Source organism: Paenibacillus whitsoniae (genome assembly GCF_003955665.1).
GTDB lineage: Bacteria > Bacillota > Bacilli > Paenibacillales > NBRC-103111 > Paenibacillus_E > Paenibacillus_E whitsoniae.
Map to the genome: position 1 here is coordinate 109,297 of NZ_RXHU01000022.1, position 15,644 is coordinate 124,940.

General features: G+C 46.0%; 11 protein-coding genes. 1 reads left to right on the forward strand and 10 read right to left on the reverse strand.

What is annotated here, in order from left to right; all coding sequences use genetic code 11:
• Positions 1-5: 5 nt before the first annotated feature.
• From EJQ19_RS08365 to EJQ19_RS08395, 7 genes are all read right to left on the reverse strand, one after another.
• Positions 6-347, reverse strand: coding sequence for an ArsR/SmtB family transcription factor (locus EJQ19_RS08365; protein ID WP_126140751.1), 342 nt, complete (start codon positions 345-347; stop codon positions 6-8).
• Between the two features lie 198 nt (positions 348-545).
• On the reverse strand, positions 546-1,358 hold the full coding sequence (locus EJQ19_RS08370) for a carbohydrate ABC transporter permease (RefSeq protein ID WP_126140752.1): 813 nt from the start codon (positions 1,356-1,358) through the stop codon (positions 546-548).
• A gap of 13 nt (positions 1,359-1,371) precedes the next feature.
• Positions 1,372-2,256, reverse strand: a complete 885-nt coding sequence (locus EJQ19_RS08375; protein ID WP_126140753.1) for a carbohydrate ABC transporter permease — start codon at positions 2,254-2,256, stop codon at positions 1,372-1,374.
• A gap of 88 nt (positions 2,257-2,344) precedes the next feature.
• Positions 2,345-3,691, reverse strand: a complete 1,347-nt coding sequence (locus tag EJQ19_RS08380; protein WP_126140754.1) for an ABC transporter substrate-binding protein — start codon at positions 3,689-3,691, stop codon at positions 2,345-2,347.
• Positions 3,692-3,903: 212 nt separating this feature from the next.
• Complete coding sequence (locus tag EJQ19_RS08385) at positions 3,904-5,511, reverse strand: response regulator transcription factor (protein ID WP_126140755.1); 1,608 nt, start codon at positions 5,509-5,511, stop codon at positions 3,904-3,906.
• 2 nt (positions 5,512-5,513) lie between these two features.
• Complete coding sequence (locus EJQ19_RS08390) at positions 5,514-7,325, reverse strand: cache domain-containing sensor histidine kinase (RefSeq protein WP_126140756.1); 1,812 nt, start codon at positions 7,323-7,325, stop codon at positions 5,514-5,516.
• A gap of 219 nt (positions 7,326-7,544) precedes the next feature.
• Positions 7,545-10,235 carry an RICIN domain-containing protein gene (locus EJQ19_RS08395; RefSeq protein WP_126140757.1) on the reverse strand — a complete coding sequence of 897 codons (2,691 nt, stop codon included), beginning with the start codon at positions 10,233-10,235 and terminating at the stop codon, positions 7,545-7,547.
• A 412-nt stretch (positions 10,236-10,647) separates the two neighbouring features.
• On the opposite strand from EJQ19_RS08395, the gene EJQ19_RS08400 reads away from it, so the two are divergent.
• Positions 10,648-12,018, forward strand: a complete 1,371-nt coding sequence (locus tag EJQ19_RS08400; RefSeq protein ID WP_126140758.1) for a DJ-1/PfpI family protein — start codon at positions 10,648-10,650, stop codon at positions 12,016-12,018.
• A 50-nt stretch (positions 12,019-12,068) separates the two neighbouring features.
• Here EJQ19_RS08400 and EJQ19_RS08405 read toward each other — a convergent pair whose 3' ends face one another.
• Genes EJQ19_RS08405 through EJQ19_RS08415 form a run of 3 tightly spaced genes read right to left on the reverse strand, consistent with a single transcriptional unit; the run spans position 12,069 to position 15,643 of the window.
• Complete coding sequence (locus EJQ19_RS08405; RefSeq protein WP_126140759.1) at positions 12,069-13,085, reverse strand: alpha/beta hydrolase; 1,017 nt, start codon at positions 13,083-13,085, stop codon at positions 12,069-12,071.
• 18 nt (positions 13,086-13,103) lie between these two features.
• On the reverse strand, positions 13,104-14,096 hold the full coding sequence (locus EJQ19_RS08410) for an endo-1,4-beta-xylanase (protein ID WP_126140760.1): 993 nt from the start codon (positions 14,094-14,096) through the stop codon (positions 13,104-13,106).
• Positions 14,097-14,137: 41 nt separating this feature from the next.
• Positions 14,138-15,643 carry a response regulator transcription factor gene (locus EJQ19_RS08415; protein WP_126140761.1) on the reverse strand — a complete coding sequence of 502 codons (1,506 nt, stop codon included), beginning with the start codon at positions 15,641-15,643 and terminating at the stop codon, positions 14,138-14,140.
• Position 15,644: the final 1 nt, after the last annotated feature.

Here is a 15,644-nt window from a genome sequence, read left to right on the forward strand (position 1 = left end):
CTCCTTTATTTTGCGGGGCAGCACTCCAATACGTCATTTTTTTCGCAAGCCGCGACTTCTTCCTCCACTTGATGAAAAACAGCATCCATGACTGTAAGCAACTGCGCGATCTCTTTATTGCGCAAACTGTAATAGATATACTTGCCATCTTGTCGGCCAACGATAATGCCGCAGCCTTTTAAACATGCCAAATGCTGCGAGATATTAGACTGGTTCCCTTTAAGATCATCCACAATTTGAGATACCGTTTTTTCCTGGTGCGTGATGCTTTCAAGGATTTGAAGCCTTGTTTTATCGCTGAATCCACGCATGAATTTGGCTTTTACATCACATCTATTCAGTTCCATTTGAAATTACCTCCACATATCAGTAATTATTAATATGATTATCATATTAGCAATTTCTAATTTATGTGTCAATTTTATACCTAATCTCCGGGGGCAAAAAAGCTTCCCTATGTCCCTACGGAAGAGGCAAGATAAAAAAGCGTGAGCAACAGCGTGCGCACGCTTTTTTCAATCATTCCGATTAGTTATCAAGGTGATCTACTTCAAAATCGCACCTGCCGTCAAGGCGTGCTCAATCCTCTCGTTGCCAATCATATACACGATGATCATAGGTAAACTCGAGAGTACCATCGTTGCACCGATAAGTCCCCAGTCTGAAACACCGACACTAACGAAAAAGCTTAGCAAACCGACAGTCAACGGCCGGAATTGATCCTTGGAGGCAATAATGAAAGCCAGCGGGAACTCATTCCAGATGCGCATGAACAACAGAACGCATTGGGTCATTAGCGCAGGCGTAACAATCGGAAATATAATTCTGAAAAATGTTTGATACACATTTGTCCCATCGATACAAGCAGCTTCCTCCAATTCCTTCGGAAGTGACCGGAGAAACGCAAATAACATCAGAACACAGGAAGCCATTGCAAATCCGGAATACGGCAATATGAGCCCCCAGTACGTATCTTTAAGATGCAACGCTTTTATTAATTGAAATAAGGGAATGACGACAACTTCTATAGGCACAATTAATCCTAAGGACACGTAGAATAGGGCTGCCGAATTGAATCTCCAATGCATGCGGCTTAGACAATAGGCCAGCATACTCCCCGTCGTTAGCGTGATTGCAATGGTCCCGGCCGTATAAATTAAACTGTTCTCGAAATAGACAAAGAAATGATATTTCGACAACGCTTCACTATAGTTCATCCATTCCCAGGATTGCGGGATACCGAATGGATTATTGTAAGCTTCACTTTTGGACTTGAGCGACATCGTAAGCATCCAGTACACAGGGAACAGAAATGTGCCAGCTACGGCTAGCCAAAAAATACGGATCAAGTATCTCATGTTGATCTCCTCCTTAGAACTCCAGCTTTTCTCTGGCGACAAACCGTTGAATGAGAAAGGAGATGAACAGGCACTCTAGAATAAATACGACTGCAATGGCCGTTCCTTTACCAAATTCAGACGTTTCGAATGCCGTGTAGTACATTTGGTAAATGACCGTCCTGGACAAATCCCCCGGACCGCCGGCTGTCATGACGCGGACTTGCGCATAAAAGGCCATGGATCCTAATGTCGACAAGATTAAAACGTATTTGGTGACATCTTGAAGAAGTGGTATTGTAATTCGTAAGCAAACTTGGACAAAGCTAGCCCCATCGATTAATGCAGCTTCGTAATAATTCTTGGGAATCGTTTTGATTCCTGTATAGAATAGCATGGCATTTAAACCAACATACTGCCATAGAAATGTCAATCCAATGCTGGGCATCACTGTGTTTTTTTCAGTAAGCCAGGAATGCGTCCAGGAGTCAAGACCCATGGATCTCAGAATCGTGTTAAACAAACCCCACGTTGGTTCGTAGAAGGATATCCACATCTCCGCGACAACCGTTACGGACAAAATTGCGGGAAGCATGGCAGACGTTTTAAAAAACCGACGAAACTTCGGTGTTTGAACATCCATAAAAAGTGCGAACATCAAAGAGAACGGTAAGCCTAGAAAAACAGATATCCCTACAATGAGATATGTGTTCTTATGAGCAGTCCAGAACGAAGAAGAAGCAAAGATGTCCCGATAATTATCCAAACCAACAAACCCCAAGTTTCGGAACCCATCATGATGATTCAAACTCATCCATATTTCAGGCAAGAGTGGATAAACGCAGAATACAGTAAACAGGAGCAACGCAGGTGCTGCAAATATAAATATGGATACACGGGTGCTGAAATACTTGTTCATAGCTCTCTCCACCGTCTGATTTATTATAGAATCCCCCCGAAAGGTAAGTTCCAGGGGGAGTTCGGTTTATGTCGTTAACGCATAGAACTTACTTTTTAAACCATGTATTCTCACTCCAGATCTTGCCCATATCCGCACTGAACTTATCGGCTGGATATTGGCCAGTCAGCAATTTAGCCCCTTGCGTCGCAAGCTCCGCCGATGTTTTGGCATCCAAGGAGTTAAGTGCGAGTGAAGCAATTTTGGTAGGGATTGGATTGTACCAGTTTATAAACTTCTTCATTAACGGCGCCGGCTCCGCGACTGTATTGCCTGTCTTCAAGGCAATTGGGGCTCCCGTAGATTCGAAATATTGAGCGTCTGCCATTGCAAGGAATTCAGCCAATTTTACTGCCTCATCCGGATACTTCGTTTTTGCGCTAACCGCATATCCATTGAGCGGAGATCCCCAGAACTGAACTTGCTTCGTAGGGTCGTATTTGTCGCTTGCACTTGGGAACGGGAAGAAATCGACGGTATTATCTTTCGCTAAATTCGGAAGCTCCCATGTAAACATCATGTACATCGCTGCTTTATTGGATGTAAACATTTCGTTCGCTGGACCGTAATCGAGATTCGCAATCCCTTCCGGAAAGACGCCTTCCTTAACCATCTTCTCAATGCGGGCTACTCCTGCCTTGACCGACGGATTATTAAAGTCTGTCTTATTGTTCACGAGGTCTGCCATCGCTTGCGGGTCACCGATTTGAATCATCTGTTGAAGCAGAAACAGTTTAGGTCCCCATCCATCTTTGCCTGGGGTAACCGCTGGTACCATGCCCTTGCTTTTAAGTTTTTTCGATACATCGATAAACTCGTCAAATGTTTTAGGCACCTGCACACCCGCTTGCTCGAACATATCCTTATGATAGAAGATGACCGGGGTGAAGTACGTATCCGCTCCGGAAGACAAGCTGTAAATTTTTCCGTCGACATGTTTCAATGCATCAGGAACCGCGTACTTGCTCAAGAATCCATCCTTGGTAATCGCAGAAGTTAAATCCATAATACTGCCGGTACTGTTCAATGGCGTAAAGTACCCTGCATCGTCCCAGAATACGTCCGGCATATCACCGGCAGCGTTAAACGTTTTCAATTTATTCGCCATGTCTTCGCCGCCGCCGCCCGGCTCAAATTCTATCTCCACATTTGGAAACGCTTTAGCAACATTCGGCTTAATATACTTATCCATGATGTTATTGCGATTCTCGTCCGTTGTAATCGTTACGACTCTCAACTTTACCTTCTTATCACTCCCGCTTTTGCTTCCCGTCGTTGCAGATGGCGTTGCGGAGTTCCCCGGAGGCTGAGCTTCGTTTTTCGTGCTGCAACCTGCTGCGACGAGAAGCATGCCTGCCAAAAGTGAAGCGCTAAGTACCTTTACTGTTCTTACCATTTGTTGACCTCCTAATTATGCTCATAGTATCCTATCTACGGGGCTGAACCCTCTATGGAAGCGGTACCAACCCTTAATTTCATTCTACGGATTTCACCTAATTTATTACAGAGAGTATTCTCGGACCAACAGGAAAATTGTTTGCAATTGCAAAAAAAAGACGCAATGAAACATTCTCTCCTCATGTCTCATTGAGCCGTATTTTGATCGTATTATTGAATATTGTCCACGTATTTGCTGGGGGCAATGCCAATATATTTCTTAAAGCATTTACTGAAATAATTGGCATCTGCGTACCCAACCTGACTAGCGACGTGCTGAACAATCTTCTCGCCTCGATCGAAAAGTCCCTTTGCTTTCGTGATGCGTAATTCGGTCAGATAGTCGTTGATCGTAAGTGAGGTTTCCTTTTTGAACACATAACAGAGATGATTATAGTTCATGTGCACACTTTTTGCGAGATCTACGATACGCAGTTCTTCATTTCCATAATGAGTATGAATATAGGCCTTTACCTCGTCTACCACTTTAGCTGCCCTGTTCTGCTTCCTGCCATGTACATGTCTAATTACGCTTAAAATCAAATGATGAATCCATCTCTCGAGTTCTCCGAAGGAGTTCATCTGTTGGATGAGCTGAATGACATCTGTTTGAAATCCCTCTTGAAATACATGTTCGAAGCTTTGCGACATCTCATCCAAAAACTCCAAACAGGTGGATACGATATCAAGCGCGGCTACAAACATCATTTCCATGGAAGCGTTCTTCGAACGAACATCCAGGAAGAACGTCCTGAGCCACTCCTCCGTCTCGGAGATATTTCCAATTCGCATACTCATCAAAAGCGCGGTTCTCCTCTCTACGGAGAATAAACTGACCTTCATCCCCGCTTCCGCGATCATGGCATGGGGAATTACCTGATTGCCGCCCAAAACAAACCGATGTTTCAACGCATATAACGCTTCTCGGTAGGATACAGAGATCGATGCAAAGGCGGGGTACTCATTGCCGACACCGATCGTGACCGTACATCCCAAATTCACCTGAACCGATTTGCGAATCGCTTCAAAGATCGACTCGACCTGGTCATAAGAACCGGGGGGAACGCCAATAATCATGACATACCGATCGTTCGTATCATGGCAACTGGCAAACGGGTACGTGTTTTGAATGAAATCTTGGGCTATATCTTGAACAGCCAGCTTACGAATATGCATGTCTTCTTCGGCAACAAGATCATCTTGCGCATCGATATCGACTACAGCCACCCTATGACATGGAGCTTGCAGATAAATGCCCAAATACTGCAACCGTTCGGCAGAGGTCAAGGGATCTATCGCTCTACTGCCCTGCAGCCATTCATTCAATAATCGCTCCTTCAGCATCGGCATATGCTCTTTTGCCTGCTTCTTTAAGCGTTCATAATCCAGCTTTACGGACCGCTCCTTCTGGATCAGATTCTTAATTTCAAGCAAAGAAGTTTTAATTTCGTCTTCATCAATCGGCTTGAGCACATAATTGAACACGCCAAGCTGCACGGCCATTTTAGCATATACAAACTCACTTTGACCGGTTAACATGATAAATTTCGTTTCCTGTTCGCTTTGTTTGGCTTTCTGAATGAATTCCATGCCGTCCATAATGGGCATATTGATGTCGACCAAGACGATATCCGGACAAACTTCAGACATCAACGTGAGTGCTTCCTGCCCATTCTTAGCTTCACCTGCGATCTGAAAACCTAACTCTTCCCAAGGCAACGAAATTTTCAATGCTTGTCGAAAGTAATATTCATCGTCCACTATCAGTACTTTTAACATTGTCATACCTCCCGCACTGGTTTGAACGGCAACCGGATGGTAACCTTCGTATAAGCGCCTAATTCGCTTTGAATTTCTAATCCGTATCTGTCACCATACAGCATTCTGATCCGATTATGGACACTCCTGACGCCGAAGCTGACTCTTTCTTTGGAGCCCGAAACCTCCATCAACATTCGCCTGATTTGCGATTCTTCTATCCCTACGCCGTTATCGTAAATGTCAATATGCACCTCTTCACCCAAGCGGCGTCCCGTGATCCTTAATAAGCCTTTTTCCGTTTTCCGCTTCAGACCGTGGTAGATGGCATTTTCTACGATCGGCTGCAGCGTTAATTTGGAAATGGAGCACGACATTATTTCCTCGTCAATCTCCATGGAATATTCCATATACTCCACATACCTTAGTTGCTGGATTTCTAAATAGCTCGCGGTTAGTTGTATTTCTTCTCGTAGGGAAATAATATCGTTTCCTTTGCTTAACGAGATTTTATAGAAATCAGCCATATATTTAGCTGCTGTAATGGCTTCTGCTTTCATATTCAGCTTGATAAGCGATATAATGGTCTCCAACGTATTATACAAAAAGTGGGGCTGCACCTGCGTTTGCAGCAGTTTAAATTCAATCTCGGCCTTGGTCTTCTGTTCCTCTACATTTTCGGCCAATAGCTCTTCAATACGGTCCATGAGATTATTAAACACATTGTTTAAATAACCGATCTCATCGGAGGATTGGTAGGAGCTCCGAGCCGTCAAATGGCCAGTTCGAATATCTCTCATCGTCCTGGATAGTTGGAAAATCGGTTTCGTTATCGATCGGGATAGCAAGTAGGAGACAATAAAAGCGAGCAGCAAGCATAGGGATCCGATACGAATGATTAACTGATTGATTTCTTTGCGCTCTACGGTAATTTCATCAATCGGAATGACGCTTACAATCGACCATTGCAACGGCTCCAAACGGTGAGTGGATACCAGGACTTTCTCTCTCCCGTTCCCCTGAAAGAAGCTGTTTTCTTCCTGTGTCGAATAGGGAATCGAAATCGAGGTGGCCTCGTTAAAATCCCGATACAAGCTTGCTTTATTCTGAGAGGAAATAATTTTCCCGTCCCGGTCGAGAATATAAAAATTGCCTCCCTTGTAGTTCATTTTTCTTTCATAAATAGAGGCGATCACTGTTTCCTTGACATATAAAACAACCATCCCCACCGTTTTGCCGGTATCTTTGTGGATCACCGTTTTGGAAACAGCGAATACGTCGTCATCCCCCTCGTAGCGGAATTTGAATTTCATCAAGCCAGTCAAAACAGGTTGATAGGAATGATCGGCGGCTTCCGGATTGGAACCGAACACACGAGAGGCAAACTCATTGTCGGCAAACCCCACATCGACCCATTGATGATTCGACGTAAGTACACTTACCGCCTTAATATTGGTATTTGGTTCTACAATGTTGCTTATGACTTCTGAAAGCGTATTCTTCATCGATAGATTATCTAATCCCCCTACATGATCAGTGGCGGAAAGATTACTATTCTCCAAAAAATCATTATACAGTACGTTTTGCAACCTGAAATCGGTTGCTAGAATCTTCGAATAATCTTCCACAGTTGTGATTAATGTCTGTAGATTATTGTCAATGAGCACGAGTTCCCTTGATGAATTTTTGACGGCTTTCTCGATGATTGCTTTTTGCGAGACGATGTTGGCGAACAGCGCGAGGGTTGAAATTGAAATAATAATAATTAAAATATTGGTGCTGAAGATTTTATTTTTAATCGAGATCCCGCTGAAATATTGGGCGAATCCTTTCATGCTGAAGCCACCTTTCAACCGAGGCAGTTATGGAATATATTTTGTAAGCGTTTACTTGATGACGAAAGCTGCTTCACACAAGTTCCATTTCCCTCATTATAGCTGGATGAAAATAACAATACAATGCAGTACACATTTGGGCAATAAAAGCCCAATAAGCGCATGTCACCCGTAAGGGGCATGCCGCTTATTGAGCACTAAACTACCTATCCATGCGGATTACTGAATCTGCCACTGCTGGTTACTGCTGTTGCTATCGCTCCATTGGCCCAGGATGGAACCGTTGCTCGTTCTTCCCATCCCATCAAGGTACAAGCCCGTTTGACGGTTTTTGAATCGAACGTTACTTCCCGACGTTTCCATCGTCCATTGTTGATTGCTGCTTCCGCTGTAGCTCCATTGTCCGCAATTGACACCATTTCCAGTCCTCGCCATGCCGTCCAGATACAGCCCGGTTTCGCGGTTTTTAATCAATACATAGCTTCCGGACGTCTCGATTGTCCATTGCTGGGCATTGGCGCTGCTGCTGCTCCATTGGGCTGCATCGGCGCCGTTAGTCGTCGAGCTCTCTCCGTCCATGTAAAGTCCCGTTGCAACATTGCGAATCTTGACATAGGAGCCACCGTTCACCCTTACGAGTGAGGCCGATTCGGCAGAGCGATTGCCTTGAGCGTCAATAACGAAAAGTTTATAATTTCCTGCTGTCTGAGGAACGGCGATGGAGGTTGCATTTCCATTCGCTTTCGTCATAGTCGCACCTTCGACGAAGCTCGTCGTGCCTGATGGCGCAAGCCAGACGGATTTGCTTGCATCCCCCGTAGCATGTATGCCCAGGGTTGTCGCCCCGGTTACAAACACGCTTGCCGGAAGAACGTAATCCTGCAAAGGTACGCGCGCTGGTGTAGCAAGGCTCTTGTACGCGTCCTCCAATCCGGCATTCAATGCAAGGTTATAAGCCTGGGTCGGCCATACATTATCGGAATAAGCACTGGCGTCATTGATGACACTATTCGGAAGACTGTAGTTGGAGATTTTATTGACTGTCGCGTAATTTTGAGTGAAGGTTAAATCGTGCTTGCTGCCAAAATTATCGGAATTCAAAGTCCAATTGATCCCCGGATTGATATTTAATACGTTATTCTGGATTGTCATGTAGGCGGAGCCTTCATCAGGGTGCATACCGTACTTATGTCCGGACGGCACGCCCTTAATGTAGTTATTGGAGATGACGGTGTTCGGCTGGCTGCCGAGCGTATAGATTGGAGCCGTATCGTCCAAGATCTGCACAGTGTCAATAAATTGGTTGTAACTGATAGTATTATTTTGAGCCGTTGTCGTCGGAACACCAGGCCGTTCGGAACCGGAAGAGCCATTAAAATTCCACCATCCCCAACCGAGGGATAGGCCAGCCCAAGGCGTTTTCTCAATAACGTTGTGTTGGAAGTTAAGCGTATCCACAAAATAGCCTGAAACCGCAGCGCTGCCGTTAAACAATACGGCGGAATCATAAATATAGTTATTATTGATATCGATGTTTTTGCAAACGCTCTCTAAATTGACCGCGAATTTTTCTCGGTTCGACGAAGTATAATCCCCGATATACACATGCTGAGGATGCCCTATATTGATTGCGGACCCGCCACTATCGCTAATCGAATTTCCGACCAATTGCGAATCTTTGACATCATTGATCAAGGAGATCCCATCGGCACCCGTGTGTTTTACCGTATTTCTCTCAAGGCGTATGCCGTCAGCGTTTGCGATTTTCACGATGCCGGGCATTAAGTCTAAATTACGGTAGGAATAATCATGAAAATTTTGCTTCGCATAGGCGGTGTTGATTAGATTGCCTTGCTGCGCTTGTTTGAACGAGGACCCATCGACATTTGCCAAGTTCCAATCGGAATTCATGAGGGTAATGCCCGAAAACGTGACATTGCGAACATGACTGGTCGTGGAAGTCCCCTTTAGATTAAGAATCGTTTCTACATTGTTGGGGGCATAAACGGTTGCCGTTGCCATGTTTTCAGAAGCACTTTTATAATAGTAAACGGTTTGGTTGGTTTTATCGAAATAAAACTCACCCGGTGTATCCAGAAATTCATAGGCGTTCATGAGCTTGTGGTTTCCATTAATTTGGAAATTGCCATTAAAGGCACCCTGGGCTATCGCCGCGCCGGGTTGCTGGAACAGAGCCACGCGATTGCTGCCGTTTACCGTCACTTGACGAACTCCGACGATGGACGTCGTCCACGTCGTTCGCGTTTCGATCTCAATATCGTCCTGATTGGAAGCGATCGCCGGGAAGTCATTCAGACTGTATTTGGCGCCATCGCATTGCGAGCCCGACTCCCATGCCCAAGGCGCTTGCCCAGCCGTCACATTGTAAGTTCCATAGCACCCCGCGGAACCGACTGTCTTGGTAGCCATCACGGCTCTGTTGTCATTCACGTACAGCGCACGCAGTTTGTTGCTTCTAGTGAGCGGTGCTTTCCAGATGTTTCCGCTGTGCTGCGTCCAGCCCGTGACTTGCACGCCACCGTTTAGTACCGGGGTTTCGCTCTGGTAAGCTTGATAGATGATCCGATAGCCATTCGTGCCGGAGTCGCTGGGACCGAAGTCGATCGAACTCGTTACTGGATAGTTGCCGCCGCGAAGAGATACTATAATATCTCCCGTCATGTTGCCGTTAATCGTTCGTACGACATCCCTGGCGCGCTGCACAGTTTTGAAAGGCGACGCAAGCGTTCCCGGATTGCTGTCGTTGCCGTTCGGCGACACGTAATATTGGGCTTGCGTAGCCGCAGAAGTCGGTGCAGGTACTGTCATACATGCAAACAGCATAGCGATGACCAGAAGCAACGCCTGCCAGGACAACCTGTTTGGTCTTGACCAAATTGTTGACAACATACTTTGTTCCCTCCTCAGATTTGAAAAAATGGACTTTTCTCGTTAGAACGCCAACAAGCGCTTAATCTCTCGTCCCCCTTCCTTTACGAACTTCACCGCTTTTAATTTTGTAAGCGGTATCATTTCTTCATTCATTGTAGTTATTCGCGGCTTCTTCGTACAGAGACAATAATACGGCTGGAAGGAATTTTGTAGGCATATTGAAATAGACATAGAAAATTCGTTGAATTTTCGCCATGGCAACAAATTTATAGCCCTATCGAGTCTTGCAAAAAAAGGAGTACATTCTTAGGTCCAGTATCCGTTCCAACATTGGTCGAGTGCCTCTAGACGACCATAGACTGGTGATACATTCATCTTGAGTTGGTATATTTTGTTTGGTAAAAAGATTGGAGAAAAGGAGAAATGACAATTGAAAGTTGTATTGCGCATCACGATTTATCTCATCGTTTTTGTCGTTGTCGTGGGAGGGACAGGAGCGATCGGATTCATCACCACAATGAATAACGGAATGTCGATATACGATAAAGCCGCTCCCGCATTAACAAATGTACAGGTACCGAAATACGATGCCGGCAAACCGACGGTAGCTGTGCTGCTGGCGAACCGTGTGACGGAAGTGTTCGACTTTCTCGTCCCGTACGAGATGTTTGCGATGACAGAGGCCTACAATGTATATGGCGTTGCCCCTGACCGCGAAATAAAGTCCTTAACCGGGGGACTCGACGTTGTCCCACATTATTCATTTGATGAAATGGACGCGATGCTGGGCAAAAGCCCGGACATTATCGTCATTCCATTTATGCCGATTTTGGATGAAAAGAAATATGCACCTGTCCGCGAATGGGTTCGAAAGCACTCGGATGTTAAGACGACGTTGCTCTCGATTTGCAATGGAGCAGAAAATCTGGCAGATACCGGCCTACTGGACGGCAAATCCGCAGCGACGCACTGGGGAGACATTAACCGGCTTATCAAAAAATATCCAGACATTCAGTGGGTGAAGGATCAACGCTACGTTCCTCAGGGCAATATCGTATCTTCTGCCGGTCTGACATCGGGGATCGATGCAACGCTATATGTCATCTCTCAGCAGTTGGGCGATGCGGCTGCGAGAAAAGTAGCGGAAAATATGAATTATCCTTCTTACGATTTCGTGGCAAATCCGAAAATGAAGCCATTCAATGCCGGGCTGAGTGATATAACGTACGTCCTGAATAATGCGTATCAATGGCACAAAGAAAAAGCGGGCGTGCTTCTCTATAACGGCGCAGACGAGTTGGATTTGTCAGCTGCATTCGACACGTATGCCGCTTCCGGTACGACAACCACACTAACCGTTTCCAGCAAGCATGAAGCTGTCGTAACGAAACACGGTCTGAATCTGGTCGCGCGTTATCAGACAAAAAACGTGCCGACGCTTGCGAAAATGATTGTCGTCGGTGTCAATGCCGAGTCCGAAGCTGCCGAGGACATCAAACAGTGGCATAACAGCGGCAAAAATACGAAGCTGACGTTCTTGCATCGTGATATGCCGGGCCGTTTTGCAATTGACCCTGCATTCGAGGATTTGGCAAAACAGGAGGATACCCAAACTGCAAAATTTGCCGCGAAGCGGCTTGAATATCGCGCCACCGACCACCTGAAGATGGAGGGCCGTCCTTTCTCTTTTGAAGCGTTTGGCATACCGATATTATTCGGTATTCTATCTTTGCTTGTCGCTCGGTTCATCGATAGGTATCTTATGGGCAGAAAAAAGGATAGCTCGCGAATCGAGTCATAACCCACATCGAGCAGGAACACTTGTCAACCTTCTAACGTGGGATCATCACCCTATTGGAATATCAATCGACTAAAATTGTAGACACCGTTATTCCAAACAGGAAAGTCATGACAACCGTCTTTAATCAAAATTGGATAAAAATGATGAAGATGATCCCCCGCATGGTGAATAAGCCCCTCAACCGTTTGGGTATAACTGTCCATCGCTATTCTGTCAGCATCCCCGCAAGTCACATATAGCAAGTCAAGGTTATGCCTGCTGGATATAAGACTTTCCGCAAGCGTTTTGCCGTCACTCGATGTAGGGGCGTTCGAAAAAGCCCCCACATATGCGAATAAATCGATCATACCTGGCGCGAGCACCGTTCTGTCCAACCCGTTGTTCCAAGGGCTATTTGTGCCCGTGAAGCGCGTAGAATCATGCCGATAACCGCCGACAATCAGATTCAGGACTTGCATGCCTCCCATCGATAGCCCAGCGATCGCTCTGTGCATGCGGTTATATAAAATTCCGTCATGGGTAGTGTCTGATATATTTGCGAGAGTTTTATAGTTGGATTCGATAAATGGAACGAGATCGAATCTCAACTCATAATCAAAGTAATAGAATCCCAGCATATGCGTTCCTTCCGCATTAAAGGAGGTGTCAGTCCAGTCATATGAACTTCTTCCATTTGGAAATACGACGATCAAGGGATCGATATTACCGTTTGCAATAAGATTGTCAAGCAGATTGCAAAAAATAGAACTCTCGTCAGCTTTACTGTTATGTAACCACTCATATTGATCTCCGCCAACCCCATGAAGCAAATACAATACATTGTATCTGCGACCACTGTCCGTTGGATCATAGCCTGCCGGCAAGTAGATGCTGCATTTCTTGTAGATGGCTTCTCCTGCAATGGTTTCTCTTCCTGCTTCACGGTTGCTGATGTTTCGATCTGTTACAAGACGCCGATCCCGCTGGATATAATTGCCTACCCGATAGGAAACCTCTTGAATTGTACCTTGAAGATCTGCATGAACTGCCCTAAAATACTCAGCAGGCACTGCCGTAACATTTTTCATGGATCATCATCGTCCTTTCTACCCGATTACACGCCAGAATGCCGGTTTGGGCTGAAGTTCGTCATTGAATAGCAACGGCCAATTTTTTCGACCGCGAACGGGGAAGTTATCCAACCAGGTAAAGTTGTCAGCAACTCCCCAGAACGTTACCGAAGTAATAACATCCCGATATTCCCTAAAGAGCCCGAAGATTTCTTCGTATCGCCGCTGTTGCAGCTCAACCATTTGCTCGGTAGGCGAAGTGAGATCGATCCGTCTGTCCTCAAAATGGAACATGGATAGATCCAACTCGGTGATGTGAAGCTGCAGCTCGAGGGAAGCGTAGAGCTCGATCGCTTGCCGAATTTCTTGGAGGGAAGGACTATGGATGGTCCAATGCCCCTGCAGGCCGATGCCATGAATCGGAATCCCCTTTTCTTTTAGAGAACGAACAAGGTTATAAATCTTATCCCTCTTGATAGGTTCCGTCTCATTATAGTCGTTATAGAACAGAAGAGCATTGGGATCAGCATCATGCGCAGCCTCGAAGGCATGACGGATATACTCCTCCCCGAGAATGTCCAGCCATTTGGTTCTTCGCATCACCAGATCCGCCTTGTCTTCGATCGCCTCATTAACGACGTCCCATGCGTAAATCTGCCCTTTGTAACGACCTGCAACTGTACGGATATGTTCCTGCATCCGCCGAAGAAGCAGTTCTCTATCGGCTAGTCCGCCGTAAGGGCTTTCAAAAACCCAATCGGAAGTTTGATTATGCCAGACCAACGTATGGCCTCGAACGGCAATCCCGTTCTGTGAAGCGAACGCCATGATTTCATCAGCTTTCTCAAATGTATACCGATTTTCCTGGGGATGGATCTCTTCGAACTTCATCTGGTTCTCCGCGGTAATACTATTATAATGCCGGGCGATGAAGTCTCCCTCGGATCGGATGGTTTTCGTGCTCACTGCAGCGCCAATTCTAAATAGCCCGTTAAAAGCCTCATGCAATGCCGGTACCTGCTTGTTCATGATTAGTAAGCCTCCTCATCACAGCCTTTGCCATTCCTACATCAAGCTTTACTTAATTCTCTGTACGCAGCGGGCTTATCCGATACGCGTTTCTCAAACTCTTTGAGAAAATGGTGATAATGCACATATCCGACCTGCTCTGCAATCAAACGAATCGTCTCATCTGACTCGCATAGCCTGCGCTTCGCCTCATCAATGCGCAGGTCATGGATATGCTCAATGATGCCTACGCCATTCCTCTTCATGAACGCTTGGCCTAAGTAAACCGGGTTCAAGAAGAAGCGTTCTCCGATATCTTTAATCGTTAGCGGTTCTCGATAATGCTCCTGAATGTAACGTTCAATAACCCGTAGCGGATGACCGGAGAACTTCTCCTTATGCAGCTTCAACTGGCTCATATACTGCTTCACATACGTCTGTAGGGAAGTCTCCACTTCCTTTAAAGATCGGTGCTCTTTTCTCAAAAAATCCCGAACGCGAGGCATCGCTTCTGAGTCAATGCCCATCTCCCGGATGACGGAGGCACTTTTCAAAACAATGCGAATGACAAGCAGATGAACAACTTCCCGAGCTGTTTTGTTGTCGGTAAACATCTCGAACATGATCTTAACCAGCTCTTGGGCCCGCTTCTCCTGAAGCGCCTCGATCGCATGTTGAATGTCATCAACGATAGCATAAGCATCGAGATCATAGCTGATTTGCTTTTGGTTGATCTTGTGATAATCAAGTGGGCCTCCGGATACGTGAAAGAAATGATGCACGGAAGTCTCTAACGCCCCCGCATACGAGTCCGCTATTTGACGAAGGGAGGCTACTCGCGGCCCCATCGAAAAGCAGCATTCGATCCCTTGCCTGTACAGGTCTTCGTATACGTGTTGAGCCCACGCCTCCAACTCGGGGAAAGATTCCATGACAAGACCGTCCTGACTCCTGAACAAGTCGATTGCATAAGCTTTTCGAGTCTGGAAGTAATGTGCATCCAGCTCCTGTTTGGAACCGCTAAGCCATTCGAGATGAATATACCTCCAACCTGGATTGCCACATGCCAAGGAATCCAGGATCTCCCCGACATTTCCATCTGCTGCCGATATTTCCCCCCGAAGCATCTGGGCAAGCAGTGTCGGCACGAAATAATCCGAGACGAGATCTTGACGTACCCGTTGTTGTTCTCGGTGCTGCAGCTCTCCGATAACGGACTGCATGACATTCTCCCACTCCTTATCCAAAGCAGGTTTAAGCAAATAATGCTTAACCCCGTACCTGATGGCGGAGCGAGCATATTCGAAATCATTGTAACCACTTACGATAATAAATACCGGATCGCAGCCCGCCTTCTGGACCCGATCAATTAACTCTAATCCGTCTATCACAGGCATTCGAATATCCGTCACGACGAGCTCAGGCTGACACGCTTCAATGACGGCAAATGCTTCCTCCCCGTTCTCACACATTCCTGCGATTTCGAAGCCGAGCTCTTCCCATTCCACTGTGAGCTTTAAGCCTTCCAAGGCAAAAGGTTCGTCATCCACCAGGATCACCTTATACATG

Coding starts and splice junctions, on each gene's coding strand:
- EJQ19_RS08395 (WP_126140757.1), bottom strand. CDS start 10,235: ATGTTGTCAACAATTTGGTCAAGACCAAACAGGTTGTCCTGGCAGGCG.
- EJQ19_RS08410 (WP_126140760.1), bottom strand. CDS start 14,096: ATGAACAAGCAGGTACCGGCATTGCATGAGGCTTTTAACGGGCTATTT.
- EJQ19_RS08380 (WP_126140754.1), bottom strand. CDS start 3,691: ATGGTAAGAACAGTAAAGGTACTTAGCGCTTCACTTTTGGCAGGCATG.
- EJQ19_RS08365 (WP_126140751.1), bottom strand. CDS start 347: ATGGAACTGAATAGATGTGATGTAAAAGCCAAATTCATGCGTGGATTC.
- EJQ19_RS08405 (WP_126140759.1), bottom strand. CDS start 13,085: ATGAAAAATGTTACGGCAGTGCCTGCTGAGTATTTTAGGGCAGTTCAT.
- EJQ19_RS08370 (WP_126140752.1), bottom strand. CDS start 1,358: ATGAGATACTTGATCCGTATTTTTTGGCTAGCCGTAGCTGGCACATTT.
- EJQ19_RS08390 (WP_126140756.1), bottom strand. CDS start 7,325: ATGAAAGGATTCGCCCAATATTTCAGCGGGATCTCGATTAAAAATAAA.
- EJQ19_RS08415 (WP_126140761.1), bottom strand. CDS start 15,643: ATGTATAAGGTGATCCTGGTGGATGACGAACCTTTTGCCTTGGAAGGC.
- EJQ19_RS08385 (WP_126140755.1), bottom strand. CDS start 5,511: ATGTTAAAAGTACTGATAGTGGACGATGAATATTACTTTCGACAAGCA.
- EJQ19_RS08375 (WP_126140753.1), bottom strand. CDS start 2,256: ATGAACAAGTATTTCAGCACCCGTGTATCCATATTTATATTTGCAGCA.